This is a genomic window from Kitasatospora albolonga (assembly GCF_039535905.1).
GTDB classification, from domain to species: domain Bacteria; phylum Actinomycetota; class Actinomycetes; order Streptomycetales; family Streptomycetaceae; genus Kitasatospora; species Kitasatospora albolonga.
In genome coordinates, this window is sequence record NZ_BAAAYB010000152.1 from 1 (window position 1) to 26,471 (window position 26,471).

The 26,471-nt window shown below is 74.3% G+C and carries 22 protein-coding genes; 5 read left to right on the forward strand and 17 right to left on the reverse strand.

Annotated elements, in window-relative coordinates; all coding sequences use genetic code 11:
* The 3 genes from ABD946_RS38845 to purD form a co-directional block, all read right to left on the reverse strand.
* Window positions 1-1,518: N,N-dimethylformamidase beta subunit family domain-containing protein (locus tag ABD946_RS38845; RefSeq protein WP_345290464.1), on the reverse strand; the 1,518-nt coding region annotated here is incomplete at its 3' end.
* A gap of 177 nt (window positions 1,519-1,695) precedes the next feature.
* Complete coding sequence (locus ABD946_RS38850) at window positions 1,696-3,258, reverse strand: hypothetical protein (protein ID WP_345290465.1); 1,563 nt, start codon at window positions 3,256-3,258, stop codon at window positions 1,696-1,698.
* Between the two features lie 514 nt (window positions 3,259-3,772).
* Window positions 3,773-5,017 (reverse strand): phosphoribosylamine--glycine ligase, encoded by a 1,245-nt coding sequence (gene purD, locus ABD946_RS38855; protein ID WP_345290466.1) that lies wholly within the window; start codon window positions 5,015-5,017, stop codon window positions 3,773-3,775.
* A gap of 477 nt (window positions 5,018-5,494) precedes the next feature.
* Here purD and ABD946_RS38860 point away from each other — a divergent pair, with 477 nt between their 5' ends.
* Entirely contained in the window at window positions 5,495-6,277 is a 783-nt protein-coding gene (locus ABD946_RS38860) for an SLATT domain-containing protein (RefSeq protein ID WP_345290467.1), read from the forward strand.
* 194 nt (window positions 6,278-6,471) lie between these two features.
* Here the strand turns inward: ABD946_RS38860 and ABD946_RS38865 are convergent, their stop codons facing one another.
* From ABD946_RS38865 to ABD946_RS38875, 3 genes are all read right to left on the reverse strand, one after another.
* On the reverse strand, window positions 6,472-7,119 hold the full coding sequence (locus ABD946_RS38865) for a hypothetical protein (RefSeq protein WP_345290468.1): 648 nt from the start codon (window positions 7,117-7,119) through the stop codon (window positions 6,472-6,474).
* 46 nt (window positions 7,120-7,165) lie between these two features.
* On the reverse strand, window positions 7,166-8,101 hold the full coding sequence (locus ABD946_RS38870; protein ID WP_345290469.1) for a GntR family transcriptional regulator: 936 nt from the start codon (window positions 8,099-8,101) through the stop codon (window positions 7,166-7,168).
* Between the two features lie 201 nt (window positions 8,102-8,302).
* Window positions 8,303-9,100, reverse strand: a complete 798-nt coding sequence (locus ABD946_RS38875; RefSeq protein ID WP_345290470.1) for a carbon-nitrogen family hydrolase — start codon at window positions 9,098-9,100, stop codon at window positions 8,303-8,305.
* Between the two features lie 150 nt (window positions 9,101-9,250).
* Here ABD946_RS38875 and ABD946_RS38880 point away from each other — a divergent pair, with 150 nt between their 5' ends.
* On the forward strand, window positions 9,251-10,075 hold the full coding sequence (locus ABD946_RS38880; RefSeq protein ID WP_345290471.1) for a maleylpyruvate isomerase family mycothiol-dependent enzyme: 825 nt from the start codon (window positions 9,251-9,253) through the stop codon (window positions 10,073-10,075).
* Window positions 10,076-10,084: 9 nt separating this feature from the next.
* Here ABD946_RS38880 and ABD946_RS38885 read toward each other — a convergent pair whose 3' ends face one another.
* Both ABD946_RS38885 and ABD946_RS38890 read right to left on the reverse strand, forming a co-directional pair.
* Entirely contained in the window at window positions 10,085-11,524 is a 1,440-nt protein-coding gene (locus ABD946_RS38885; protein ID WP_345280480.1) for an NF041680 family putative transposase, read from the reverse strand.
* Window positions 11,525-11,625: 101 nt separating this feature from the next.
* The gene (locus ABD946_RS38890) at window positions 11,626-12,069 is read right to left on the reverse strand and encodes a hypothetical protein (protein ID WP_345280416.1); all 444 of its coding nucleotides are present in this window, start codon (window positions 12,067-12,069) and stop codon (window positions 11,626-11,628) included.
* A 206-nt stretch (window positions 12,070-12,275) separates the two neighbouring features.
* On the opposite strand from ABD946_RS38890, the gene ABD946_RS38895 reads away from it, so the two are divergent.
* Window positions 12,276-13,088, forward strand: coding sequence for a BRO-N domain-containing protein (locus ABD946_RS38895; protein ID WP_345290472.1), 813 nt, complete (start codon window positions 12,276-12,278; stop codon window positions 13,086-13,088).
* A gap of 101 nt (window positions 13,089-13,189) precedes the next feature.
* On the opposite strand, the gene ABD946_RS38900 is transcribed toward ABD946_RS38895, so the two are convergent.
* The 6 genes from ABD946_RS38900 to ABD946_RS38925 form a co-directional block, all read right to left on the reverse strand.
* Complete coding sequence (locus tag ABD946_RS38900) at window positions 13,190-14,515, reverse strand: MFS transporter (RefSeq protein WP_345290473.1); 1,326 nt, start codon at window positions 14,513-14,515, stop codon at window positions 13,190-13,192.
* Window positions 14,516-14,576: 61 nt separating this feature from the next.
* Window positions 14,577-15,836 (reverse strand): M64 family metallopeptidase, encoded by a 1,260-nt coding sequence (locus tag ABD946_RS38905; protein WP_345290474.1) that lies wholly within the window; start codon window positions 15,834-15,836, stop codon window positions 14,577-14,579.
* 212 nt (window positions 15,837-16,048) lie between these two features.
* A complete protein-coding gene (locus tag ABD946_RS38910) occupies window positions 16,049-17,299 on the reverse strand; it encodes an ABC transporter permease (RefSeq protein ID WP_345290475.1) in 1,251 nt (416 codons plus the stop codon).
* Between the two features lies 1 nt (window position 17,300).
* A complete protein-coding gene (locus ABD946_RS38915) occupies window positions 17,301-17,921 on the reverse strand; it encodes an ATP-binding cassette domain-containing protein (protein ID WP_345290476.1) in 621 nt (206 codons plus the stop codon).
* A complete protein-coding gene (locus ABD946_RS38920) occupies window positions 17,918-19,261 on the reverse strand; it encodes a peptidoglycan-binding protein (RefSeq protein WP_345290477.1) in 1,344 nt (447 codons plus the stop codon). The genes ABD946_RS38915 and ABD946_RS38920 overlap by 4 nt, the downstream gene beginning before the upstream one ends.
* Before the next feature lie 205 nt (window positions 19,262-19,466).
* Window positions 19,467-20,696 (reverse strand): benzoate/H(+) symporter BenE family transporter, encoded by a 1,230-nt coding sequence (locus tag ABD946_RS38925; protein WP_345290478.1) that lies wholly within the window; start codon window positions 20,694-20,696, stop codon window positions 19,467-19,469.
* Between the two features lie 186 nt (window positions 20,697-20,882).
* Between ABD946_RS38925 and ABD946_RS38930 the strand changes: the two genes are divergently transcribed.
* The gene (locus tag ABD946_RS38930) at window positions 20,883-21,707 is read left to right on the forward strand and encodes an LAETG motif-containing sortase-dependent surface protein (RefSeq protein ID WP_345290479.1); all 825 of its coding nucleotides are present in this window, start codon (window positions 20,883-20,885) and stop codon (window positions 21,705-21,707) included.
* A gap of 37 nt (window positions 21,708-21,744) precedes the next feature.
* Complete coding sequence (locus ABD946_RS38935; RefSeq protein WP_345290480.1) at window positions 21,745-22,584, forward strand: hypothetical protein; 840 nt, start codon at window positions 21,745-21,747, stop codon at window positions 22,582-22,584.
* Window positions 22,585-22,648: 64 nt separating this feature from the next.
* On the opposite strand, the gene ABD946_RS38940 is transcribed toward ABD946_RS38935, so the two are convergent.
* The 3 genes from ABD946_RS38940 to pdhA are packed head-to-tail and all read right to left on the reverse strand — an operon-like array spanning window position 22,649 to window position 26,212.
* Entirely contained in the window at window positions 22,649-24,082 is a 1,434-nt protein-coding gene (locus ABD946_RS38940; protein ID WP_345290481.1) for a dihydrolipoamide acetyltransferase family protein, read from the reverse strand.
* A 13-nt stretch (window positions 24,083-24,095) separates the two neighbouring features.
* Complete coding sequence (locus ABD946_RS38945) at window positions 24,096-25,070, reverse strand: alpha-ketoacid dehydrogenase subunit beta (protein ID WP_345290482.1); 975 nt, start codon at window positions 25,068-25,070, stop codon at window positions 24,096-24,098.
* Window positions 25,070-26,212: a pyruvate dehydrogenase (acetyl-transferring) E1 component subunit alpha gene (pdhA, locus tag ABD946_RS38950; protein ID WP_345290483.1), complete on the reverse strand. Its 1,143-nt coding sequence runs from the start codon at window positions 26,210-26,212 to the stop codon at window positions 25,070-25,072. Before pdhA ends, ABD946_RS38945 begins: the two co-directional genes overlap by 1 nt.
* Between the last annotated feature and the right edge of the window lie 259 nt (window positions 26,213-26,471).

The window sequence follows — 26,471 nt, forward strand, 5'->3', positions numbered from 1 at the left end:
GCAGAGGTGGTCCAGCAGGTTCGCGGTGGCCCGCTGGATCCGCTCGTCGGTGTGACCGGGGCGGTCGAGGGCCGGTGACCAGGCGAAGGTGCCGGAGGCGAAGACGTACGCGCCGCTGGGCGCGCGGTAGAGCGAGCTCTCCTGGTGCCGCACCCGGCCCTCGGCGTCCCGGTACGGCGAGTGCGCCAGCAGCACCCGCTCGGTGTGCTCGGGCAGCGCGACCCTCGGGAAGTAACGGTCCGCCTCGCCGGCCACCAGGCCGGGCAGCTCCTCGCCCTCGCGCAGGCCGGTGCCCTCCCAGAGCCAGTGACCGGTGTGCCGGGCCACCAGCGGCACCGGCGTCGGCACCCGGCCCGCGTACTGCACGCCGAGCAGCCGCTGCTCGGGCTCGCCCGCGTCCCGCCAGAGGGCGCTGCGGGCCCCCGGCACCCCGGCGGCCGGGTGGTCGGCCGGGACGCGCTGGCGCTTGCGGCAGTTCAGCAGCCGGTGCGGCTCGCCGGACGGGCCGGGCGTCAGCTCGACCCGCCAGTAGACCGAGTTGGCGGAGAGGAAGACCAGTGAGGTGCCGCCGTCCCTGGCCTGCTCGACGGCGCGGCGCATCGGCTCGGACCAGTACTCGTCGTGCCCGGGGAAGACCATCGCCCGGTACCGGGCCGGGTCGACGTGCCCGGCGTGCAGGTCGGTGGCGGTGGCGTAGGCCAGGTCGTAGCCGTAGCGCTCGGCCCAGCGGATGAAGTCGTAGGCGTGGCCGACGTGCAGCGGCAGCCCGGCGCCGGCGTGCGGTCGGTCGAAGGAGACCGTGACGGCGGCCTCCTCCTCGCCGAGCAGGCCGCCCGCCTCGTCCCAGGCGTGGTAGAGGCTGGCCCCGTGCAGGCCATCCTCGGGGAAGAGGTTGTAGGCCTGCCAGGTGACGTCCGGGAGCACCAGCAGCAGGTCGGCGGTCTGCTCGAAGTCCCGTACCGTGAACGGGATGTGACTGCGGTGCAGGTTGTCGGCGGTGGTCAGCACCGCGACGTAGGCGCCCGGTCTCCAGTGCAGCGGGACCTGCAGCCGCCAGGACTGCCACCAGTGGTGGCAGGAGACGGTGCGGCCGACCACCAGCGGGGCCGGCTGGGCCAGGCCGGAGATCAGCGGACTGGCCGTCATGTGGTGGGCGCCGTCACCGCCGTAGTGGCCGATCCGGTAGACGTCCACGGTGAAGCCGCGGGGCGGGTTCACCGTGACCCGCAGGTCCACCGAGCCGCCGGGGCGGACCACCCCGGCGGAGGCGAAGCCCTTGATCTGCTGCACCACGTCGTCGGAGTTGGCCGGGGTGCCGACCGGTGGCCTGGGGCGCGGGGCGGCCTGCGGGCGCTGGCCCGGGGCGTCCAGGCTGACGTACCAGGGCACCGCGCCCTCGATGCCGGCCACGTAGTGGTCCGGACTGCGCAGCCAGGGCAGCGGGCCCTGGCCGAACGGGTCCGAGACCCCGTGCTTGAGCGTCCCCGACTCCCAGCGGCGGTTGAGTTCCGTCCCCACGCGCGCCCCTCCCCCCTCGCACCGGCCCGGCTCGGCCCCCGGTGGCATGTGCCACGCGGATGTGCGTGCGGACCAGCACACCACAGTGCTGGCGCTGCGTCACCCCACCGTAGCAACAAGTGTCGTTGAAAATTGATTCGTCCCGGATCCTTCGCCTGACCGGGGCATGACGGCTCGTCAGAGGCGTACGGAGCCCGCCGTCCGGAGCCCCGTCGACTCCAGCCAGGCCCGCAGCGGGGCATCCTCGCCCTGCTCCACCGCCTCCGCCACCAGGGCCGCCAACTCGGGCCTGCGGGCGCCCGCCAGCAGCAGCACCGGGCCGTCCAGCCAGTCCAGCCCGGGGCGGCCGGCGCCCGCCTCCACCGCGGTCAGGCAGACCAGCGCGGTGACGTGGTCGGCCAGCAGGTCCCGGCCGGTGCGCACGACCTGCAGCGGGGGCGCGACCTGTCCGGTGCGCGCCACGTGCGCGGCGAGTGCTGCCGCGAGGGGCTCGCCGCCGCCCTCCGCGAGCCGGGTCAGCACCAGGTGCAGCGCCGGGCCGGGCTCCTCGGGCGCCCGCTCGCCGAGCACCTCGCGCAGCGCACCGGCCTGGCCGCGCCAGCCGGCCTCGACCACCTCGGCCGGGTAGTCGGCCCAGGCCAGCTCGCGCCAGCCCGTCCCGACCGTGCCCACCGGCTCGCCGAACAGCACCTCGGCGGCCAGCAGCGAGACCGCCGCGTCCACCTCGCCCGGCTCCTCCAGCAGGTCGCAGGCGGGCCGGTCGCCCAGCCGGCTGCCGTAGCCGTCGGCCAGCCGGTCCCGGCGGGACAGCTCGGTGAGCGCGGAGACCACGCCCGCGTTCAGGTGGGCCGGGTGGCGGCCGAGCCGCCAGGCCGGGAGGGCGACCCGGGTGAGCAGCCTGTCCCAGCCCGCGTAGGCCAGGCCCACCTGCTCCTGGGCGGCGATCCGCAGCCCGTAGTCCACCGACTTGGCCTGCTCGGAGGCGGCGGCCGCGACCGCCCGCTCCAGCTCGGCCGCGTGGTCCCGGCAGGCCGCCAGCAGCAGCCGGGTGAGCCGGTCCAGCAGCGCGCCCGGCAGTGCCCCGGGGCCGCGCCGGTCGCCGAGCGAGGCGTCCAGGGCGCGCAGGAAGCGGCGGGCGGCGGCGATCTCGGGATCGGCGGAGGCCGCCGTCCCGGCCACCACCGGGGCCAGCAGCGCGCGCAGCTCCCCGGCCCGCATCCACCAGAGGAAGGGGGAGCCGATCACCAGCACCGGGGCGGCCGCCCGCCCGTCCCGCCCCGCGCCCAGCTCGTCGCCCACGGGGGCCGACGCACCGTCAGGCGCCTTGCGGCGGCGGCCGCTGGGCTCCTCCAGCCAGCTGTCGCAGTCCGGGGTGAGGGCGATGGCGGAGGGCGCCGGGACGCCGAGGCGCTCGGCCAGGTCGCGGATCTGGCGGTACAGCTCCGGCGCGGCCTCCTCGGCCAGCGGCACCGCAGGGGTGCGCGGGGGCACCGCCCTCGCGTAGGCCCCGGCCGCCAGGCCGGCGGCCAGCAGCACCAGCGCGGCGACCGCGCAGACCACCCAGCGGACGGCGTCCCAGACCCCCGCGTCGGCCGAGCCGGGTGCGCCGATCCGGCCGGTGAACCGGCCGGCCAGCAGCACCACGGCGACGGCGACGGGCAGCGCGGCGGCGCCCAGCGCCAAACCGCGGACCCTCAGCACGGCCTGGGCACGTGCGCGGGCTGCGTCGACAGCGGCCATGTGGCGCGGCACCCCCTTCGGGGCCCGGGGGACGGGCGGACCGCACCGCCCTCCGGAAGGAGGCGGCGATCCGGTCACCCGGGCCGACTCGAAATGATCAGTATCCGACCGGGAGGCGACGGAGGCCGCTCCCGGTTGTGCATCGTGCTTGGCACTTCTGACAGTTTTGACGCCCGTCCACGGGTGGGTGTTCCGGATCGCTACCGTTTCCACCCGTCCTGGTGACAACCACCACCCGGGACGCCACCGCCAGCTTCCCCCCGGCCGGGCCCGGACACCCGACGGAGACCGCGGCGGCCGACGGCCGCCCCTGCGATCCAGCGCACCCTACGACCCGGGACACGGCCACGTCAGCCGGATGGTCATCGGATCACCCGAAGGACTGGAATCCTGCCGCCGAGCGGGGCGGCGGCCCGCCCCGGAGTCGAACGGGAGAGCGATCCGCTGAACGACGGAGGGCGCTGCGTCCGGCGGGTGATCCCGCGGACGCAGCGCCCTCCCGGCGGCCGTCCCCCTACTGCCGGGCGGCCTTCAGCGCGATGTCGGTGCGGTGCTGACCGCCCTTGAGCGCGATCTTCGCGACGCCCCGGTAGGCCAGCTCGCGGGCCGCGGCCAGGTCGGCCCCGGTCGCGGTGACCGAGAGCACCCGGCCCCCGGCGCTCAGCACGGAGCCGTCCGGGCCCTCCTTGGTGCCGGCGTGCAGCACGAACGCGCCCTCGGCCTCGGCCTCGGCCAGCCCCTCGATCGGGTCACCGGTGCGCGGCGCCGCCGGGTAGCCCTCGGAGGCCACCACCACGGTGACCGCGGCGCCCTCGTCCCAGCGCAGCGGCTCCAGCTCGCCCAGCGTGCCGTTGGCCGAGGCCAGCAGCACGCCCGCCAGCGGGGTGCGCAGCCGGGCCAGCACGACCTGGGTCTCCGGGTCGCCGAAGCGGGCGTTGAACTCGATCACCCGGGTGCCGCGCGAGGTCAGCGCCAGACCCGCGTAGAGCAGGCCGGAGAACGGGGTGCCCCGCCGGCGCAGCTCGTCCACGGTCGGCTGCAGCACCGTCTCCAGCACCTCGTCGACCAGGCCCTCCGGGGCCCAGGGCAGCGGGGAGTAGGCGCCCATGCCACCGGTGTTCGGGCCCTCGTCGCCGTCCAGCGCGCGCTTGAAGTCCTGGGCCGGGACCAGCGGCAGCACGGTGGTGCCGTCGGTGATGGCGAACAGCGAGACCTCGGGACCGTCCAGGTACTCCTCGATCACCACCTGCTCGCAGGAGGCCGCGTGGGCCAGCGCCTCGGCCAGGTCGGAGGTGACCACCACGCCCTTGCCGGCCGCCAGGCCGTCGTCCTTCACCACGTACGGGGCGCCGAAGGCGTCCAGCGCCTCGGCGGCCTCCTCCGGGGTGCGGCAGACGTAGGAGCGCGCGGTGGGGACGTTGGCCCCGGCCATCACGTCCTTGGCGAAGGCCTTGGAGCCCTCCAGCTGGGCGGCCTCCCCGGACGGGCCGAAGACCGGGATGCCGGCCGCCCGGACGGCGTCCGAGACGCCGGCCACCAGCGGGGCCTCCGGGCCGACCACGACCAGTTCGGCGCCGAGCCCGCGGGCCAGCGCGGCCACGGCCGCACCGTCCAGCTGGTCGACGGGGTGGACCACCGCCACCTGCGCGATCCCGGCGTTGCCCGGGGCGCAGTGCAGCTCGGTCACGGCAGGATCTTGGGACAGTGAGCGGCACAGGGCGTGTTCGCGGGCGCCGCCGCCGATGACGAGGACCTTCACGCTGGGCAAGCGTAGTCGGTGGCCGTTCCGGCCCTGGTCGCGGGCCCCGTGTCAAGCTCCGAACGATCACCCGATCCCGGGCCCGGAGACTGGAGGAAGCTCCAGCGGGCACCCGGCGCGGGAGGCGGCAGGGTGGCCGGAGTCAGGGCCGCAGGACCGGACGGGCTCGCTCGGACGGGTGAAATCCGATCGGCCGCCGCAACTCTCCCACCTCGGGTCGATGGGGTGAATTCCGATAACGATCGCGGCCGAAGCGGCCACACGGTCAGCCATTCGGCGGTAAGAAGGTCTGTCGTACGGCCCCCGGCCCCGGCCGGGGCACGGCACCATGGGGCGACCCGCACCCGCTCCTGGCGCCGCCGTCCGACACGGTGTCAGATCCGGCCGGTGTCCCCCGACACCGACCGACCGACGCACCGTCAGGCCCGGCACCCCGCCAGGGCCTCAGCAGTCCGCCCGCCACAGGGAGCCCCACAGGTGAGCCAGCCGGAAATGCAGCCCGAGGAGAGCCCCTGGGGCAAGGACCTCGGTGAGGAGGACCAGCCCGTGGCCACCTCCAGCCCGACCCCGACCCGCCGCCGCACCGACCTGAGCGCCCGCCAGTTCCCGCTCGGGGACTGGGGCGAGCCCGCCGAGCGGTTGGAGGAGCTCTACCGCTGGTCCGAGGAGCGCGCGGTCGAGGCCATCGACTGGTACCGCCGGGACCGGGTGTGGAAGCGGCGCTGGGCACGCCTGCTCCGCTTCGGCTCCGCCTCGTTCGCGGTGGCCGGGGTGACGGCGCCGCTGGTCTCGATGACCGGCGCCTTCTCCTTCCACGCCTCCTGGGGCTACGTCGGGCTGGCGCTCTCCGCCGCCTGCTACGGCCTGGACCGCGCCTTCGGACTCACCTCCGGCTGGATGCGGGACGTCTCCACCGCGCAGGCCCTGCAACGGCGGCTGGAGACCTTCCAGTTCGACTGGGCCTCGGAGTGCGTGCGGGAGGTGCTCGGGCCGACCGAGGGCACGGCGGGCGAGGCGGCGGAGCGGTGCCTCGGGGTGCTGCGGCGCTTCTGCGAGGACGTCTCCGACGTGGTCCGCAGCGAGACCTCGGAGTGGATGCTCGAGTTCCGGGCCGGCATGACGCAGCTGCCCACCCAGTCGCCCGGCCCCTGGGGCGGCCGCACCGAACCGGGCACCGGGGCCCAGGTCCGCGTCCTGCCCCCGCCGGGCACCCGGCCCACCATGCCGCGCCAACGCCCCCCGGAGGGGCCGCTGCGGTGACCCCGCGGGGCGCGCGGCAGGTGGCCACCCCGGGGGCGCGGGGAACTGCGCGAAGCGGAAGGAAGTGACCCGTGTGCCGGGTACGGGGATTCACTTGCAGGTGAGTGTCCGTACCCGGCACACGGGTTTCGTTCTTCCGACTCGCGCAGTTCCTCGCGCCCCTGGGTCCCCGGCGGTTGCCCTCCGCGGAGCAGTCAGGCGAAGACGATCATGGAGCCCTGGGTGACGCTGCGGGTGGCGGCGGCGTAGAGGCCGGCCCAGGCGTGGCGTTCGCGGGCGTAGGGGTGGAGGTCGTCGATCGGGGGCTCGAAGGGCTGCTCCAGCTCGGTGGGGGCGAGCGGGCGGGTGGGGGCCGGCGGGTCGAGCGGGTCGATGCCCAACACCGGCGCCACCGCCTGGAGTTCGCGCAGCAGCCCGTAGGAGGACCCGAGCGGCCCACCCTCGGCGAGCAACTCGTCGGCGACCAGCGGCAGTTGGAAGTCGATCGGAACGTACGCCCCGGCGTGGTCGAAGTGCCAGACCAGGTGCGACTGTTCGGCGGTGGACTCGAACATCTCCAGCAGCTGCTCGTAGTCGCTGCCGAGCGCGTCCACCGGGGTGATCTGGAACCCGGTCAGCCCCAACAGGTAGGCGCGGCGGAGGAAGTGGAGCGAGTCGTAGTCGAAGGCGGCTATCGGCTCCACCGAGCCGCTCAGCTCCGCCGAGTACTGGTACACCGGCACCGGCGGCAGCCCGTGCGCGGTGAGCGCGGCGTCGTAGCGGGCGAGGTCGTCCCGGAACGGGTTGTCGGAGCTGTACGTCAGGACGTCCACCAGCGGGACGAGCCAGAGGTCGCAGGCCATGGGCCGGCTCTTCCTCTCAGGGGGCGTGGGCAACGGAGAGCCCACCCTACTGCCCGGGCAGGGCCTCCCGGCGCGCGGCGGGCTCCTCGGACGGCTTCCCGCCGCGGGGAGCGGACGGGCGGCCGAAGCGGCCGGGCGGGACGGCCCTGGGGAGGGGCACCAGTCCGTGGCCGACCTCCGGTTCCGCGGCCGGACCGGCCGCGGGCTCCACGGCCCCGGGCGGCCCGGGGTGGCCGCCGCCGGGGACCGGCGCGCGCAGCAGGGAGAGCACGGCCACCGACTCCAGCGAGTGGCCGCCGAGCCTGGCCAGCAGCTCGACGGTGAACAGGTTGTACTGGTTCACGATCCGGTGCGCACCGGAGATGTCGCGGGCCTCGATCCGGTCCACCAGCTCGGGGTGGCGGTCCCAGCAGACGCCCTCCATGGAGTCGGCGGCGCGCAGGTGGGGAGCGGCGTACATCCAGGACTGCACCCGCAGCCAGCCGAGGTAACCGGCGATCCGGGTGTTGTCGAGCAGGACGGCGGCCTCGTGCCAGAACCGCAGGTCGCAGCCGACCAGGACGTCCAACTGCCCGGCACGGGAGGCCCGTTGGGCAGCCTCCGCACGGCGGCGCAGGGACGGGAGACGGTGCCAGTCGTAGCGGCTGGCCCGGCCGTGGAGCTGGCGCAGGGCGGAGTCGGTGAGCAGGGCGCGGGCCTCGAAGATCTCCAGGAAGTCCGTCCAGGAGAACTCCGGGACGGTGAAGCCCCGGTGGTGCTCGGCCCGGAGCAGGCCCTGCGCGGCCAGGTCGACCAGCGCCTCGCGGGCCGGGGTGGCGGAGACCCCGTAGAGCTCGGCGATCTCCTTGACCGTGAAGTTGCGGCCCGCCTCCAGCCGGCCGGCCATCATCTCCTCGCGGAGCGCGGCGGCGATCTGCTCGCGCAGGCTGTTGCGCTGGATCGCCGGACGGCCGTCGCCGGGGAGCCCCAGGGTGCTGGACATGCGGTCGTCGGGCTCCTCTCCGGCTCCGTGCTGGCCCTCGGCCGGCCCGGGCGGGAACACGACCGAGGCTCATCTTCTCAAATGCGCCCAGCTGGTGCGCAAGAGCCTCACGGCCTCCATATCCGGACATTCGACCGTGTCCGCAGGTCAGCACGGTTCCTGCGGGGGGCTCCGGCGCCGGTGGCCGGCGCCGGAGCGCGGTCAGCGCTGGACCGGGGCCGGGATTCCGAGCAGGCGGTCCCGGAGCACCGGGAACTCGGCCCGGGCCTTGGCCGCCCCGGCGCCGTCGAACTCCACCGTGAGCACCTCCTCGCCCGCACCGGCCTCGGCCAGCACCTTGCCCCACGGGTCCACCACGATCGAGTGGCCGCCCTGCTCCACCCCGGCGTGCGTCCCGGCGGTGTTGCAGGCCAGCACGTACGCCTGCTCCTCCACCGCCCGGGCCCGGGCCAGCAGCGTCCAGTGCTCGCGGCGGCGCTCCGGCCACGCCGCCGGCACCACCAGCAGCTCCGCCCCCGCGTCCAGCAGCGCCCGGAACAGCTCCGGGAAGCGCAGGTCGTAACAGGTCGCCAGGCCGAGGGTGCCCAGCTCGGTGGTGGCCGTGACGATCTCCTGCCCCGCGCCCATCGCCACCGCCTCGCCGCTGTCGAAGCCGAAGCGATGGATCTTGCGGTACGTCGCGGCCAGCTCGCCGTCCGGGGCGAACAGCAGCGAGGTGTTGTAGATCGGGCCGTCCGGATCGCGCTCCACGATCGAACCGGCGTGCAGCCACACCCCGGTCGCCCGGGCGGCCGCCGACATCGCCTCGGCGGTCGGGCCGTCCAGCGGCTCCGCCCCGTCCGACCAGGCGTCGTACGCGAACCCGCCGAGCGGCCACAGCTCGGGCAGCACCACCAGGTCCGCGCCCTCCTGGGCACGGACCAACGCGGCCGCCCTGGCCCGGCGTTCGGCCACCGGCTCGGCGTCGGACACGGCGAGTTGGATCAATGAGGCGCGCACACTACCACCGTCCATGGGACCAGTCCTACGATCGTCACCCGAAAGCGCTGCCCTGCTGTCACCCGGCAGCGTAACGTGCGGGTAGCGCCCGCGCGGGGAAGCCCCGACCTTGGCGCCGAGGTAGGGAACTGACGGAGGGCCGGATAACCCGTGACCGACAACGAGACGACCGTGCAGACCTGCGTCGACGCCTGGACGCAGTCGATCGAGGCGATATCCGAACTCGTCGCCGCCCTCCCGGGCGACGCCTGGAACCGCGCCACGGAGTGCCCCGGCTGGTCCGTCCGCGACGTCGTCTCGCACATCATCGCCCTGGAGTCCGAACTCCTCGGCGACCCGCGCCCGATCCACTCCCTCCCTTCCGACCTCCGGCACGTCAGCGGCGACTTCGCCCGCTACATGGAGCTCCCGGTCGACAAGCGGCGCTGCCACACCCCGCCCGAGCTCACCAGCGAGCTCGAGTACACGATCATCCGGCGCTCGCGCGCCCTGCGGGACTCCCGCCACCAGGCCGAGGACCTCGTCCGCTGGCCGGCCGGCCCGCTCTCCCGGGACGTCCCCTACCTGACCCTGCTGCAGCTGCGGGTCTTCGACGTCTGGGTCCACGAGCAGGACCTGCGCCGCGCCCTCGGCGTCCCCGGCAACCTCGACACCGCCGCCGCCCGGATCGCCCGCGACCAGCTCCTGGCCGGCCTCCCCCGCACCGTCGCCAAATCGGCCGGCGCACCCCTCGGCACCACCGTCGCCCTGGACGTCACCGGCCCGCTGGAGTTCTTCCGCACCGTCCGGGTCGGAGCGGACGGCCGCGGCACCGTCGACGAGTCGGTGACCCTCGCCCCGACGGTCTCGCTCGGCATGGACTGGGAGACCTTCCTCCGCCTCTCCTGCGGCCGCGGCAAGCGCGGCCCCGTCACCGTCGACGGCGACCACGAACTCGCCGACCGCATCCTCGACCACTTCGCCGTCACCCCCTGAGCTTGTTCTTTAACCTTTCCGATCTTGGTGTTCGGCCATGGTGAGGTCGCGTTTGACGGTTTTGCCCACGTCGTAGCGGGGTGCGGGCCGACGGTTCTTCGATCCTGGTGGTCGTCCGGGGCCGGGCTTGCCAGGTTTCGGGGCCCTGGCCGGGCAGAGCATGGTGGCGCGGAGGTTCCTGAACCCGCGCCGGACCCTGGCGGGGGTCAGTCGGCCCGGGGCGGCGGGCTTCTCCCAGGGCCGACGTAGGTCCTCGGCGAGTGGGCGGGCAAGGCGGAGTTGGGTGTGCGCGGCGATGACGGTCCAGGTCCAGCGGTCGGCGGCCTCGGGGGTGCGGATCTTCGGTCGGGTCCAGCCGAGGGTCTGCTTGAACAGCCGGAAGGTGTGCTCAAGGTCGAATCTGCGGAGGTAGGAGCGCCACCAGCGGTCGACGTCGGTAGCGGTGGCGCCGGTGGCCGAGGACCACAGCCACACCGGGTCGGGTGCGCGGTCGCCGGGCAGGTAGTCGACCTCCAGGCGGACCAATGTGCCTTCGATGACGGGCAGTTCGCCGTCGTGGTCGAGCCAGCAGGTGCGGTGTGTGAGCCGGGGGTGGAGCCGGTCCCAGCTCTGGGCGGTGGCGGTGCCGTAGCGGGTGGTCTCGGTCGTGGTGGTGTGCGCTGGTTCGGGCCAGGTGGCGGGCTTGGCCAGGGCGAACTCGGGTCCGTGCTTGGGCGGGCGGCCGTTGGTACCCGGCGCGCGGGGCGGCTTCGGCAGTCGAAGTACCCGGTCCGAGCGGATCCGGCCGAGTACTTCGACGGGCAGGTCCGCCAGCACGTAGGCGAGCCGGGTCACGTCGTAGCCGGCGTCCATCACGACCAGGATGTCCGGATCGCCGTCGGCCCAGTGCCCTGCCGCGACCAATCGCCTGACCACGGAACGCAGTTGATCGGCGGTCACCGCGGTGGCATCGTCAGCGGGCCCCAGCCGGAGTGCGTCCAGCACCCCGGTCCAGGACGTGCGCCCGGATTCCAGCGCGACGACGAAGGAGTAGGGCCAGCCCGGGATGAACTGCGAGACGCTCTTCGCTCGTCCGTGCACGTGGCAGAACAGTCTGTCCGCGCTGGTCGGCGCGTCGGACCGCAGCCAGGGGCTGACGTCCACCGCCAGCACGATCCGGCCGTCGTCCGTCCTCGGCAGCGGCAGGCCGGCCAGCTCGGCGCGCAGCCGGTCCACCTCGATCCGGCCGCAGTTCAGCGCGTCGTACAGTGCGCCGTGGCCGCGCCGGTGCTCAGCGGTCAGCGTCAGGTCGACCAGCGACCTCACCGGCCCGTCGGCGCACAGCAGCGCGTCGGTGAGCTCGAACAGCGCGTCCGCCCGGGCGGTCAGGCAGCCGTAGAAGTCAGCCCTGAACCCGGACAACACGGCCAGCGACTCAACGTGGGCAGCGTCGTCCAGCAGACTCACCATCACGGCCTTGGGTTCGATCATCAGCGTCTCGACAGCGCACATGATCACCCCAAGGCCGATCCGGTGTCCGGAGAACGTCAGAACCCATGGTCAGTCACGGGTCAACGGGCTGAGGTTTCGTCAGGCTTCTGCGGATGCTCTGCCTCCGCCTTGACGCCAGCGGCACATAGCCGATGGACGAGAAGAGTCATCTCGGGCATCGTGCCTGCGAACGTGCCGGCCCGGATCTGTTGGAGTGTCCCCTTTGCCTGTGCCAGATCTCCGCCGAGTTCGGCGCGAAGAACCTTCATCACGAGGACCGGGCTGGCGAGAGGGTCACTGAGTATGAGCCGCGCCTCGCCGTGTTCGGCCAGAAGACGCCGGCGCAGGTCGTCCGGTATGCAGCTTCCTCCCGGCCCGCACTCGTACAACGCGTCGCCGCAGACGGAGCAGTGGTAGCCGATGTCCCATTCAAGCCTCTGCCCAACCAACGCCTGAACGCCGACGCACTCCATCTCGGAGCCGCAGCCCGAGCACTGCGACGGGTACCTGACGGACTCGATCACCGCGACTTGTCCCATCCACTGGCACAACCATGACGACGCCAGCATCCAGGGCCCTGAGGTTAAAGAACAAGCTGAGGCGCGCTCCCGCCGCGCACGCGGGGTGGCGCACCTCGCGCTTCCGTGCGGCCGGGGCGGGCCAGTACGTCACCCGTTCGGCCTCGTTGTGCCAGACAGCCCATACCTCCGAACAGAATTGAGGGGCTGTCATGAACGACGAGTCGATGGAACTGGTCCGCACCAGCTTCCCGGTCACCGGCCAGCCGATCCGGGTGGTGATGATCGACGGCGAGCCCTGGTTCGTCACGGCCGACGTCTGCAAGATCCTCGGGCGGGCCAACCCGAGCGACACCGTCTTCGGTTTGGAGCCCTGGCAGATCCGGACCGTGGACCTGCGTCACGTAACCGTAGGACGGTCCGAGGGTTACGACGTTTCCGCAGGTCAGAAAGCCTACCGTCGCGGCAACCCGCTGCTCGGGACGGTCAACGAGGCTGGGCTGTACACCCTCCTCCTCCGTTCGGACAAGCCGTCGGCCAAGCCGTTCCAGCGGTGGGTGACCTCCGACCTGCTCCCGTCGATCCGGCGGGGTGACACCGACGTGCCGCGGCAGCAGCAGCGGATGGCGGAGACCCTCGCCGACGCGATCGGGCAGCAGGTGCACATCGTCGCGGAGGTCCAGCAGGACCTCGGGCCGGACTTCCACGTCCGTTCGGACGGGACGGTGCACTGCCGGCACGGCGAGATGGAGTTCCGGGTGCCGAGCCGTCAGGACGACAGTGGGCCGCCCTTCGGCGGGTACTTCCAGTGCCTGAGCTTCGAGCACGTGGGCATCCGCGGCGGGAAGGCGATCCCGCGCTGCGAGAAGCTCAAGCTGGTCGACCTGGTCCGCCGCCTGAACGCCCGGCCTCCCGCGCCCGAGCCCTCGCTCGGCGGAACGGTGCACGGCGAGGTCGGCCCGTTCCGGTTCTCCACCGGGCCGGACGAGTTCGTGGACCTGATGCGGCGCAGCGGTCTGCTGTAGCGGGAACAGGACGCCTTCACCCTCAGAAGTCCTGAGGGTGAAGGCGTTCTCCATACCCTCGGACGGTCCTACGGTTTCGTCGTTCTCGCAGGTCGGAAACCCTACGCGACCTTCCGCCGGAGGTGCAGGATCATGCCCGTGCCGAAGGCGAGCGGCACGTACAGCCAGCACAGCGCCCACCGGTACCCGTCCGCCGTGTGCGCCGCGCCCGCCGGGGTGAGGGCGTCGAGGAGGAGGCCGACGCCCAGCAGGGTGGTGACGATGCCGAGGAAGCCGCCCATGTTGGCGATGCCGGTGGCGGTGCCGAGGCGGGTGGGGGGATTGCTCGCGCGGGCGTAGTCGAGGCCGACGAGGGAGGCGGGGCCGTTGCTGCCCATCACCACGAGGAGGGTGACGAGGAGCCAGGTGGGCGGGGTGGCGCCGGGCCAGGCGAGGACGGCGGCCCAGGTGAGGGCGGTGGTGGCGATCACGGTGAGGGTGACGGGCATCCGGGCCCGGACGGTGCGCAGCAGGAGCCGGCCGAGCAGCAGGGCGAAGAGCATGTTGGAGAAGACCAGCAGGGTGAGCAGGCCGCCGGCCTCGCCGCGCGAGAGGCCCTGACCCTCCACCAGGTAGGGCATCCCCCAGAGGAGTCCGAAGGCTCCGGCGGGGAAGGCGGTGGTGAAGTGCACCCACAGCCCCAGCCGGGTGCCGGGTTCGCGCCAGGAGTCGCGGACCTGGGAGCGGAGCGAGGGCCGTCCGTCGGCGGTGGAGGGCAGCGGGGCGGCGCCGGGGGGTGCCTCCCGGAGCAGCAGGGCGACGGCCGCGAAGACCGCGACGCCGAGCAGGGCGACGGTGGCGAAGGAGGCGGTCCAGCCCTCGCTGTGCAGGGTCTGGGCGAGGACGGCGGTGGTGAGCAGGTTGCCGCCCATCCCGGCCAGGCCGGTGAGTTGGGCGACCATCGGGTTCTTGGCGGCGGGGAACCACCGGGCCGCGATCCGGAGCACGCTGATGAAGGTCATGGCGTCGCCGCAGCCGAGCACGGCCCGGGAGGCCAGGGCGGGGCCGAAGGCGGTGGAGAAGGCGAAGGCGAGCTGACCGAGGCTCAGCAGCAGGATTCCGCCGAGCAGGACGCGCTTGGGGCCGTACCGGTCGACCAGCAGGCCGACGGGGATCTGCATGGCCGCGTAGACCAGCACCTGGAGGACGGCGAAGGTGGAGAGCGCGGAGGCGCCGATGCCGAAGCGGTCGGCGGCGTCGATGCCGGCCACGCCGAGGCTGGTCCGGTGGATCACCGCGAGCACGTAGACGGTGGCGGCGACCGCCCAGGCGAACCAGGCGGCCCGCCCGCCCGGCGCTGCGGAGGGCGCGGGTACCGGCACCGGTGCCCGCTGGCCGGGGACGGCGGCGACGGTGGGGGCTGGGACGATCTCCGGGTCGGTGCTCACCCGAACAGGTTAAGCAGCCCGTCAACAGCCGGGATCCGGCCGTCGTGCACGAAGCACCGCCTCACCCCTTGAGCGTCCAGCTCACCGTCCGGGTCATCCGCTGCTCCCGGAAGGCCTCGTCCCGGACCCAGTCGGTGTCGTCCCGCACGGTGGCCGAGACGGTGACGGTCCGTCCGGCGGGGACGGCGAGCGCGGTGGTCTCCAGCCAGCTGCCGTCGGGGGCGGGGCTGGTCACCGGGAGGCCGTCGACCCGCCACTCGACCACCAGCTGCCGGTCCCCGGTGAGGGGGACGGGCCGGACCAGCAGCCGGGGGCGGCCGGTGATCGCGCCCGGGGTCGGTTCGGGGCGGTCGGCGGGGCTGATCCGCTGGTAGAGCTGCTTGACGATGGCCTCCCGGGAGGGCGGGTTGTAGCTGCCGCCGAGGGTGCGCATCACCGAGTCGACGGTGGGGCGGAAGGTGCCGTTGGCGCTCCGGTAGGTGCCGACGGTGCCGCCGCCGTCGGAGGTCTCGGCGCCCAGCCAGCGCCACCACTTCAGCTGACGGCGCCTCATCTCCTCGGCGTCCACGGTGGAGAGGTTGGGGTAGTCGGCGTCGCCCGGCGCGCTGTCGTACTCGTCGCCGAGGTCGCCGACGGTGTGGCCCATCTCGTGCTGGATGATCCGTCCGGCGTCGGGGCTGCCGCCCGCCAGGGTGGTCACCCCGGTGCCGCCGGCACCGCCGTACTCCCTGGAGTTGGCGAGGGCGATCAGGTACTGCGGGCCCTCGCCCTCCCCCGCCAGGCGGGCGGTGGCGGCCTCGTCGGCGCAGAGCAGCCGGGCGGTGCCCTCGCACCAGAAGTGCATGCCGAGCGGGGTGCCGGGGTGGCGGACGGCCGGCTCGCCCTCGGCGATGCCGGGGGTCGGGGAGACCACCTCGACCCGCCTTATGTTGAAGAAGCCCTGGTAGCTGCGGAAGGGCTCGATCTCCATCAGCGCGTGCCAGGCCTGGTCGGCCTGACGGCGGAACAGCTCCTGCTGGTCGGCGGTGTAGCCGTCGCCGAGCAGGACCAGGGTGATCCGGTTGGCCGGGTCACCGGTGCGCCGTATGTCCACGGTCGGGGCGGTGCCCGGCGTGGTGGCGGGTGGCCCGGGGGGCCGTTCGACGCCGTTCGGCGGGGCGGCCCGGTCGGGGGCGGGCGACGGGACGCCGATGACCTCGTAGGGCGACCGGGCGGTGAGTTCCAGGGCGGCGGGCAGCCCGGCCACCGGGAGCAGCAGGAGCACGGCCAGGCCGCGTCCCGCTCCTCGGCGGACGCGGTGTCCGGTATCGCCAGGCGCCATACGGGTACGTCCTCGGTGCTCCGGTCACCCGGCGGGGGCCAGGGTGGGGGTCGCGGAGAGGTACCCGCACCCCGCGCCCCCGCAGCACTCCCGCGCCGCAGGTTCCCCGGGCCGGACCAACCGGTTCCGCCGCGCGGCCCACCCGGCTTGCGGCCGTCAGAGCCGTCCGAGCCGGCCGCCCCGTCCACGCCGTCCGGGGAGCGGTGGCCGGCTCAGCCGCGCAGGGCCGCGACCGGTTCGGTGCGGGCCGCCCGGAGCGCCGGGTGGGCGCCGGCCAGCAGGCCGAGGACGGTGCCGAGCAGCGGCGCGGGGAGCACGGCCCAGGCCGGCAGCACGGCGGTCCAGTCCCGGACGAGCGCCACGGCGAGGACGGCGAGCACGCCGAGGCCGGTGCCGGCCAGGCCGCCCAGGGTGCCGACGGTGGCGGCCTCGGCGAGGAACTGGGCCCCGACCTGTCGGGCCCCGGCGCCGAACGAGCGCCGCAGCCCGGTCTCGGCCGCGCGCTCCCCCACCGCGAGCAGGCCGGCCGAGGCGATGACCACCGCGCCGACGGCCAGGCAGGCGCCGGCCAGGGCCAGCGCCACCAGGAGTCCGGTGCGCCGGGGAGCGGCGCCCCGGTGCTCGTACGGGTCGGGCGGGGCGTCCACGGCCAGCCGGTCCGGGGCCTCGGGGCGCAGCGCCGCCGGGAGCTGACGGGCCACCACCCCGGCCGCCCCGGGGCGCGTGGCGACCAGCACCTTGGCGGACTCCCGCCCGGCCGGTCCCGGATTGCCGAAGCGCTCCAGCGCCGTCGCGGCCGGGACGATCAGGCCGTGCAGCGTCTCGGGAGCCCGGGTGACCTGCCGGTAGAGGCCGATCACGGTGAACGGGAGGCCGTCCAGGAAGACGGCGGGCTGCGCCGCGACCAGGCCGGGGCCGATGCCGAGGCGGGCGGCGGTCTCCTCGCTGAGCAGCGCCACGGGGAGCCGCCGCCGTTCCGGGAACTGATCGAGCGTCACTCCGGCGGTCAGCTCCGGGGCCATCGCGGCGACCGCTCCGGGGCTGGCGGCGAAGACCGTCGGGCCGGGGCCGGGCAGGCCCTCGGCGGCCGGGCCGGTGCCGATCCGGATGCCGTCGCCGACCCGCCACCAGACCCCGGCCGCCGTCACCCCGGAGATCCGGGCCGCCCGGGTCTCGGTGTCGGGCGGCAGGCCGGTGGGCGGGGCGGCCCCGGGGGGCAGTCCGGTGGCGTCGGGCTGGTCCACCGCGGTGACGGTGGTGGCCCTGGTGAGGTCGTAGCCCGGGCGGACCTGGCCGTCGGCGGTGGCGGTCAGGCCGAGCGCGGCGACCAGGGTGGCGGTCCCGAGCGCCGGGGCGAGCAGGGTGAGCAGGGTGCGCCGGGGCCGCTCCAGCAGTCCGGCCAGCGTCTCGGCTCCCAGGTCCCGCAGGGCGGACCACGTTCCCGGCCGCGGCTTGCGGAGCACCTCAGACCACCGCCGCTTCGGCCGTCGCCCCGCCGGGGATCCGCACCGTCCGCCCGGCCCGGTCGGCCACCGCCGGGTCCCGGGTGAGCACCAGGACGGTCTGCCCCTCGCCGTGCAGCCGGTCGAGCAGGGCGAGCACCGTCTCGGCCCCGGCCGGGTCCAGGCCTTCGACCGGCTCCTCGCAGAGCAGCAGCGCCGGCCGGTTGACCAGGGCCCGGGCCAGCGCGAGGCGGCACCGCTCGGCGGCGGTGAGGGCACCGGGCAGCGCGCCGGAGCGGTCGCCGAGGCCGGCCCGCTCCAGGGCGGCCCGGGCCGCCGGGCGCCGCTCGGCGCGCGGGGTGCGGACGTAGACCTGGGCGAGCAGCAGGTTCTCCTCGGCGGTGCGGAGCCGGAGCAGGGCGGGACGGCGGAGCAGCAGGCCGATCCGGCGGCCGCGCAGCACCGCGCGCTCCCGCTCGGTGAGCCGCCCGGTGTCGGTGCCCTCCAGCAGGAGGCCACCGGGGGCGGCGGCCTCGAACAGGCCGAGCAGCGGCAGCAGACTGGGCGGCCCGGCGACCGCCACCCACTCCCCCGCCTCGACGGTCAACCCACCCGGCTCCGACCGGAGTTCGAGGACCGTCACGAGCCGACCGCCACCTGGTCACCGGCCGCCAGCCCACCACCGGTCAGCGCGACCCAGCCGCCGACCGTGGCGCCGGTGGTGACCGCGACCACCTCGCGGCGGCCGTCCGCGGTGACCCGGGTGACCACGGTGCGCCCGGCCGAGTCGGTGAAGACCGCCGCCACCGGCACGCTCGGCACCGGCTCGGCGGCCGGGCCCTGCAGCACGGTGAGCCGGACGTCCTGGCCGTTCAGGGCCGCGGGCAGGCCCTGCTCGGTGGTGATCTGCAGCGGGACGTAGAGCGGGCCCGGCCGGGCCGGGTCGCCCGGGGCGGGGGCCGGGCCGCCGATCGGGACCACCTGCCCGGCGGGCGGCAGGCCGGTCGGAGCGCCGAGCCCGGTGACGGTGCCCCGGGCGGTGGCGCCGCTGACCTCGGCGAGCAGTTCCACCGTCATCCCGGGCTGCACCGAGGTGGCCTGAGCGGGCGTCAGCCGACCGGTGACGGCCAGCCCGCCGCCGGCCAGCGAGAGCAGCGGGCCCGAGACCGGGGCCCCGACGGGCGCGTTGACCGCCGTCACGGTGGCCGGGAAGGAGGGCAGCAGCACCACCTCGCCGGCCGGGACCATCGGGCCGTTGGCCGCCTCGGCCTTCGCCAGCTCCTCCCGGCTGACCGTCAGCCTCCGCCGGGCCTCCGGCAGTTGGGCCGACCGCTCCGGGTCGGCGGCGGTCTCGGCCAGCTGCCGCTGGTCCGCCTCGACGGCCCGGCGGGCGGCGTCCACCGCCTGCCGGGCCTCCGGCCCCGGGGTCGGCGCCGTCTGCCCGATGCTGCGGTAGTAGTCGCCCACCGCCTTGGCGGTGCCCCGGCCGTAGCTGCCCTCCGGATCGCCGCCCGGACCGAAGCCCAGCTCCTCCAGGGCCTTCTGGAGCTGGGCGACGTCCGGGCCGGTGGAGCCGGGCTTGAGGTCCCGGTACGCGGGGACGGCGCCGTGCAGCACGAAGAGCGGCCGGCCGGAGACCACGGCGAGCAGGCGGCCGTTCTCCACCTGCTCACCCGGCCGGACGGCCAGCGCGGAGACGAACAGCTGGGTGATCTCGGGCGAGGAGGCCCGCGGCGTCACCTCGTACCGGGTCGGCGGGTAGACCTGGCCCCGGGCCACCACCGAGGGGGTGAGCGCCCGCAGCGTCACCGGGGCGGTGAGCAGGCTGCGCGGCGGCGGTGCGGCCCCGACGGTCCGCTCGGCCGGGGACTCCACCAGGGAGGACGCGGCCCAGCCGCCGGTGGAGACCAGGGCGGCCCCAACCGCCACCACCAGTACCGCGCGCTGGCGCCGGGCCAGCCGTGACGTCCCGCCCTCGTCCACTCCGGCCCCCTCCCGCGCGGCGGTCCGAACCCTGGCGGCACGCCGGAGCTCCGGTGCGCGGGTCGCGCCACCGCGCAGGTCACGTCCAGCATGCGCGGGCACCGGGCCCGGCCCGGTCAGCTGCCGCGCGCCGCGCGGGAACGGGCACCGGGGAGGGGGACGACGGCAGCCATTCGGCCCAGCCCGCGACCCTGCTGACTTCCCGTCAGGCCTTCTCGCGCCGCCCCGCTTCCAGCACCAGGTGCGTCCCGACGCCGAACAGCAGCCCCCAGAAGGCCGAGCCGATCCCGTACAGGGTCATCCCCGAGGCGGTCACCAGGAAGGTCACCACCGCCCCGTCCCGCCCGATCGGCTCGGTCACCGCGCCGATCAGGCTGCCCTGGAAGGAGGCCAGCAGCGCGACCCCGGCGATCACCGCGATCAACGCGGGCGGCAGACCGGTGAAGAGGCTGACCAGCACCCCGGCGAAGCTGCCGATCAGGATGTAGAGCACCCCGGTGGACATCCCGGCCACGTACCGGCGGCGCGGGTCCGGGTGGCTCTCCGGGCTGGTGCAGATCGCGGCGGTGATCGCGGCCAGGTTCACCCCGGGCGAGCCAAACGGGGCCAGCAGCACCGAGAGGCCGCCGGTCGCACCGATCAGCAGCCGGTCGTCCGGATCGTAGCCGGAGGCCCGCATCACCCCGAGGCCGGGCGCGTTCTGCGAGGCCAGCGCGACGATGGTGAGCGGCAGCGCCAGACCGACGGTGGCCGCCCAGCTGAACTGCGGCACCGTCAGTTCCGGCCGCACCGGCCCGCCCTGGCCGAGGTGCAGCGGCAGCCCGACGGTGACGGCGGCCAGCACCCCGCCGGCCAGCAGAGCCACCGGCACCGCGTACCGGGGCACGAAGCGGCGGGCCAGCAGGAAGGCGGTGAAGCTGCCGAGCACCAGCACCGGGGCGCTCTTCACCGAGGTGAAGATGCCCGCGCCGAAGGAGAACAGGATGCCGGCCAGCATCGCGTTCACGATCCCGGTGGGGATCGCCCGCATCAGCCGCCCGAACAGGCCGGTCACGCCGAACAGCGCCACCGCCACGCTGCTCACCAGGAACGCCCCGACCGCCTCCCGGTACGGGTAGTCGCCCAGGCTGGTCACCAGCAGCGCCGCACCGGGCGTGGACCAGGCCGCGATCACCGGGGTCCGGGTCCACCAGGAGAGCAGCAGACAGCTCAGCCCGCTGCCGATCGAGACCGCCCAGATCCAGGAGGCGGTCTGCCCCTGGTCCAGCCGCCCGGCCTGCGCGGCCGCCAGCACCACCACCAGCGGGCCGGAGAACGACACCGCCACACACACCAGCCCGGCCAGCAGCGCGGGCCCCGACACGTCCCGCCGCAGCGACGGGCGCCCGTCCTGAGCAGCCGTCGGATCCTCGGTCTTCCCCCGCAGTCTCGTCACCCGGGCAGTATCCCGGAGGCCCGCCGGAGCCCTCCGAAAAAACTTTTCGAACTCACCTGCAACCCCCCGGGGGGATGGACGTCTTAACGGTTGAAGGCACGGAGAGCGGCCCCGGCGAGGGGACCGGCGCCGCAGGGTCCTTCACCTCACACACCGTCAGACCGGACTCCCTGGGGGGGACACGTCATGCGCACGTCCGTTATCAACCGTTTTGCGAAGCTTGCCCCGCTCTCCGTCGCCACCCTCCTGCTCACCAGCGGCATCACCCTGATCACCGCCGACACCGCCTGGGCCTGCGGCCCGTCGCCCGCCGAGCCGATCTACGAGGGCCCGCGCCGCGCCACCGAGCCGCAGCAGTCCTTCATTCCGGAGCTGCCCAGGACGATCACGGCCGGCGGCGCCAAGGTCGAGGTGGGCATCGAGCTGTTCAACGGCACCGGCTCGGCCTACCGGCAGATCGCCCCCGGCTTCGGGCTGCTCGCACCGAAGCCGACCGGTGGCAAGCAGGGCCTCCGCGCGCAGGACGTCACCGTGGAGGTCATGGTCAGCGGGGCCTGGAAGACGCTCCCGACCCGTTACGACTGCGGCGCCTTCTACACCGACACCGCCGTGCTGAAGGGCTCGCTGGAGGACGGACGCGCCAAGCGCTTCATGTTCCGGGTCGGCCTCAAGAGCACCACCCCCGCCGCCCAGGACTCGATCCTGCTCTACACCACCGAGGCGCCGGCCACCCTGAAGGTCCTGCACCCGGCCCCGGCCGCCAAGCCGGCCTCCCCGAAGCCGACCCCCTCCGCCACCAAGGCCGCCGCACTCGCCGCCGCACCCGCCGAGGCTCCGAAGGCCACCCCCAGCGCGCCGGCCACGGCCACCCCGACCACCGCTGCCACCCCCGCCGAGCTGGCCTCCACCGGCCCGAAGTCCCCGACCGCCGCGCTGGCTGGCTCGGCCGCCGCCCTGCTCGCCCTCGGCACCGCCGCCCTGCTCTTCGCCCGCCGCCGCACCGCCCGCTGACCACCACTCACTTCTCGACCTCACGGGGACCACCACCATGCGCATCGCCCGCCCGCTCGCCGTCACCGCCGCCGCCCTCACCCTCGCCGTCGGCGTCCCGCTCGCCACCGGCTCGACCTCCGCCTGGGCGGTCTGCGGCGCCACGCCCACCCCGCACCCCGCCCCGGCCGCGAAGCACCAGGGCACCCTGGAGGTCAAGGCGCTCAAGACCCTGCCCACCACGATCACGGCGGGCGGTGCGCAGGTGGAGGTTCCGGTCCGGATCACCAACCGGACGGACGCCCCGTACCAGCAGGTCGAGCCGCAGTTCTCGGTCGGGCACTACTACGACATGAAGGCCGACGTGGCGGTCGAGCAGGTCGCCGTGGAGTGGCGCCAGGGCAAGGGCCCGTGGAAGAAGCTCGGGCTCCAGCAGGGCTGCACCCGTGGCCTGGTCAACCAGGACGTGCTGCCCCGGCTGGCGCTGAAGCAGGGCGAGTCGGCCGAACTCTCGTTCCGCTTCTCGCTGGTGGCAGCCGTGCCGAAGGCCCTGGACACCGTCTCGTACACGGTGTTCGCCCAGGGCGAGGACCTCAACGCCGGCAGCGTGGGCGCGACCCTGCGGGTGACCCCGGCCTCCGCCCCGAAGTCCACCCCCACCGCGAAGCCCTCCGCGGCCGCCCCCGTCGCCAAGGCGGCCGCCGCCGAGGCACCGAAGACCGCGCCGTCCACCTCCCCCAGCGCCTCCGCGACCGCCGTCCAGCAGGACGCCGCCGCAACGGAGTTGGCCAGCACCGGCCCCCGCACGCCGAACACCTTCCTCGTCCTCTCCGCCCTGGGCGCCATCGCCCTCGGCGCGGGGGTCCTCGCGGCCGTCCGGTGGAGCCGCTCGCACTGAGAACGGCCGAACGGGCCCTGCCCACCAGGTGGGTAGGGCCCGTTCGGGCTGGTCCGACGGAGCGTCAGCTCCAGGTGATCAGGCGCTTCGGGCGCTCCAGGATGGCCGCGGTGTCCGCGAGCACCTTGGAGCCCAACTCCCCGTCCACCAGGCGGTGGTCGAAGGAGAGCGCCAGGGTGGTGACCAGGCGCGGGACGACCTTGCCCTTGTGCACCCAGGGCAGTTCGCGGACGGCGCCGAAGGCGAGGATGGCGGCCTCGCCCGGGTTGAGGATCGGCGTGCCGGTGTCGACACCGAAGACGCCGACGTTGGTGATGGTGATGGTGCCGCCGGAGAGGTCGGCCGGCGAGGTCTTGCCCTGCCGGGCGACGTCCGTCAACTCACCGAGCGAGACGGCCAGTTGCGGCAGCGTCTTGGACCCGGCGTCCTTGATGTTGGGCACCAGCAGACCGCGCGGGGTGGCCGCGGCGATGCCGAGGTTGACCTGCCCCTTGAGCACGATCTCCTGGTTGGCCTCGTCCCAGGCCGCGTTGATCTCCGGGTGGCGGCGGACGGCGGTGAGCAGCGCCCGGGCGACCAGCAGCAGCGGGCTGACCCGCACGCCGGCGCCCAGCTCGCCGCTCTCCTTGAGCTCGCGCACCAGCTTCATCGTCCGGGTCACGTCGACCTGGACGAACTCGGTGACGTGCGGGGCGGTGAACGCCGAGGCCACCATCGCCTGGGCGGTGGCCTTCCGGACGCCCTTGACCGGCACCCGGACGTCCGTGCCGTACGCGACCGCGGCGGCGACGGTCTCGACCGCCTCGGTCTCCACCACGGCCGGAGCCGGGGCGGCGGCGACCGGGGCCGGAGCGGCGGCGGCGTGCACGTCCTCGCGGGTGATCACGCCGTCCTTGCCGGTCGGGGTGACGGTCCGCAGGTCGATGCCCAGGTCCTTGGCCAGCTTGCGGACCGGCGGCTTCGCCAACGGCCGTTCGCCACCGGCCGGTTCGGCCTGCGCGGGCACCACCACGGGCGGGGCCGCGACGACCGGGGCGGGGGCCGCGACCGGGACGGGGGCCGCGACCGGAGCGGCGGCGACCGGGGCCGTCGAGGTCTTGCGGGCCCGGCGCTGCACGGTGCCGGTGCGCGGGCCGTAGCCGACCAGCACCTCCCGGCGCTCCGGCTCGGCGGCAGCAGCGGCGGCGGCCGGAGCCGCCTCGGCGGCCGGGGCGGCGACGGGAGCGGGCTCGGCCGCACCCTCGCCGACCGCGACCGAGATGATCGCCGTGCCGACGTCCACCGTGCTCCCGGCGGGGAAGAACAGCTGGTCGACGACCCCGTTGAAGGGGATCGGCAGCTCGACCGCCGCCTTGGCGGTCTCCACCTCGCAGACCACCTGACCGTCCGTCACCACGTCACCGGGCTTGACGTACCAGGTCAGGATCTCGGCCTCGGTGAGGCCCTCGCCGACGTCCGGCATCTTGAACTCGCGGAGCGAGCGCACTTCGGTGGTCATCATCGCTCCGTTCTCAGTAGGCCAGCGCGCGGTCGACGGCGTCGAGCACGCGGTCCAGGTCGGGCAGGAAGGTCTCCTCCACCCGCGACGGCGGGTAGGGGGCGTGGTAGCCGCCGACCCGGAGGACGGGGGCCTCCAGGTGGTAGAAGCACTTCTCGGTGATCCGGGCGGCCAGCTCGGCGCCCAGGCCCAGGAAGACCGGCGCCTCGTGCACCACCACGGCGCGGCCGGTGCGCTTCACCGACTCCTCGACGGTGGCGAAGTCCACCGGCGAGAGCGAGCGCAGGTCGACGACCTCCAGGCGGCGGCCGTCCTCCTCGGCGGCCGCGGCGGCCTCCTGACAGACCTTCACCATCGGGCCGTACGCGATCAGGGTGGCGTCGGCGCCCTCGCGGACCACCTTGGCGGTGTGCAGGCCGATGCCGGCCTCGTCGCCCACCTCGCCCTTGTCCCAGTAGCGCCGCTTGGGCTCCAGGAAGATCACCGGGTCGTCCGAGGCGATCGCCTGACGGAGCATCCAGTGCGCGTCGTGCGCGTTGGACGGGCTGACCACCCGCAGACCGGCGGTGTGGATGAAGTACGCCTCGTGCGACTCGCTGTGGTGCTCCACCGCGCCGATGCCGCCGCCGTACGGGATCCGGACGGTGACCGGCATCTTCACGTGGCCGAGCGCACGGGCGTGCATCTTGGCCAGCTGGGAGACGATCTGGTCGAAGGCCGGGTAGACGAAGCCGTCGAACTGGATCTCCACCACCGGGCGGTAGCCGCGCAGGGCCAGGCCGATCGCGGTGCCCATGATGCCGGACTCGGCCAGCGGGCTGTCCATCACCCGGTCCTCGCCGAAGTCCTTCTGCAGGCCGTCGGTGATCCGGAAGACACCGCCGAGCTTGCCGATGTCCTCGCCCATGAGCAGGGTCTTCGGGTCGCTCTCCAGCGACTTGCGGAGCGCCTCGTTGAGCGCCTTCGCGATGCTGAGCTGCGTGCCCATCAGTGGTTCTCCCCGCCCTCGAAGGAGGCGGCGTACGCCTCGTACTCGGCCCGCTCCTCGTCCACCAGCACGTGCGGCTCGGTGTAGACGTGGTCGAAGATCAGCGTCGGGTCCGGGTCCGGCATGGTCCGGACGCCCTCGCGGACCCGCAGGCCCAGCGTCTCGCTCTCGGCCTCGACCTCGGCGAAGAACGCCTCGTCGGCGATGCCCTCCGCCTCCAGGTGCGCCTTCAGGCGGGCGATCGGGTCCTTGGCCTTCCAGGCCTCGGTCTCCTCGGTCGCGCGGTAGCGGGTCGGGTCGTCCGAGGTGGTGTGGGCACCCATCCGGTAGGTGAAGGCCTCGACCAGCACCGGGCCCTGGCCGCTGCGGGCGTGGTCCAGCGCCCAGCGGGTCACCGCGAGGCAGGCCAGCACGTCGTTGCCGTCCACCCGGACGCCCGGGAAGCCGAAGCCGGAGGCGCGGCGGTAGAGCGGGATGCGGGTCTGGGTGGTGGTCGGCTCGGAGATCGCCCACTGGTTGTTCTGGCAGAAGAACACCACCGGCGCGTTGTAGACCGAGGCGAAGGTGAAGGCCTCGTTGACGTCGCCCTGGCTGGAGGCGCCGTCACCGAAGTACGCGATCACCGCGTCGTCGGCGCCGTCCTTGGTGATGCCCATCGCGTAGCCGGTGGCGTGCAGGGTCTGCGCGCCGATCACGATGGTGTAGAGGTGGAAGTTCTTCTCGTTCGGGTCCCAGCCGCCGTGGTTGACGCCGCGGAACATGCCGAGCAGGTTCAGCGGGTCGACGTCGCGGCACCAGGCCACGCCGTGCTCGCGGTAGGTCGGGAAGGCGTAGTCGCCGGTGCGCATCGCGCGGCCCGAGCCGACCTGGGCCGCCTCCTGGCCCAGCAGCGAGGCCCACAGGCCCAGTTCGCCCTGACGCTGGAGCGAGGTGGCCTCGGCGTCGAAGCGCCGCACCAGCACCAGGTCGCGGTAGAGCGAGCGCAGCTCCTCCGGCGTCGTGGTCAGCGGGAAGTCCGGGTGCTCGACCCGGGTGCCTTCCGGCGTGAGCAGCTGTACGAGCTCCGGCGCGTCCGTACGCCGGCTGTCAGTGACGGCGGGGGCGGGCTTCTTGCGCGCCCTCGTCGTGCTCTTGACGGTCACGTTCACTCCTCGGTCTGTCCGGCCGCCCGGGGTCGCCGGTGACCGGTCCGGTCACCGCCTCGCAGTGGAGAGCGCGTGGGTGTGCGCACCGACTCTGCTCGGCAGGTGGTGTTCCTTCTCCGACGGCTTCCCTCACGAGAACGTTACCCAGCGCAGCCCCTTGGCGCGTCTGCGCTAGGACGTCCTACTTGTTCCCTGTCAGAACAGCCGCGGGTGTGGCGCGGCTCTCATCCGTGGTGCCGTCAGGACACCTGCGCAC

What these genes read in the sequence shown, in the direction of transcription:
- ABD946_RS38930 (WP_345290479.1), top strand. Translation starts at nt 20,883, where the DNA reads ATGCGCACGTCCGTTATCAACCGTTTTGCGAAGCTTGCCCCGCTCTCC.
- ABD946_RS38865 (WP_345290468.1), bottom strand. Translation starts at nt 7,119, where the DNA reads ATGGCCTGCGACCTCTGGCTCGTCCCGCTGGTGGACGTCCTGACGTAC.
- ABD946_RS38895 (WP_345290472.1), top strand. Translation starts at nt 12,276, where the DNA reads ATGAACGACGAGTCGATGGAACTGGTCCGCACCAGCTTCCCGGTCACC.
- ABD946_RS38850 (WP_345290465.1), bottom strand. Translation starts at nt 3,258, where the DNA reads ATGGCCGCTGTCGACGCAGCCCGCGCACGTGCCCAGGCCGTGCTGAGG.
- ABD946_RS38885 (WP_345280480.1), bottom strand. Translation starts at nt 11,524, where the DNA reads ATGGTGAGTCTGCTGGACGACGCTGCCCACGTTGAGTCGCTGGCCGTG.
- ABD946_RS38870 (WP_345290469.1), bottom strand. Translation starts at nt 8,101, where the DNA reads ATGTCCAGCACCCTGGGGCTCCCCGGCGACGGCCGTCCGGCGATCCAG.
- ABD946_RS38905 (WP_345290474.1), bottom strand. Translation starts at nt 15,836, where the DNA reads ATGGCGCCTGGCGATACCGGACACCGCGTCCGCCGAGGAGCGGGACGC.
- ABD946_RS38945 (WP_345290482.1), bottom strand. Translation starts at nt 25,070, where the DNA reads ATGGGCACGCAGCTCAGCATCGCGAAGGCGCTCAACGAGGCGCTCCGC.
- ABD946_RS38935 (WP_345290480.1), top strand. Translation starts at nt 21,745, where the DNA reads ATGCGCATCGCCCGCCCGCTCGCCGTCACCGCCGCCGCCCTCACCCTC.
- ABD946_RS38940 (WP_345290481.1), bottom strand. Translation starts at nt 24,082, where the DNA reads ATGACCACCGAAGTGCGCTCGCTCCGCGAGTTCAAGATGCCGGACGTC.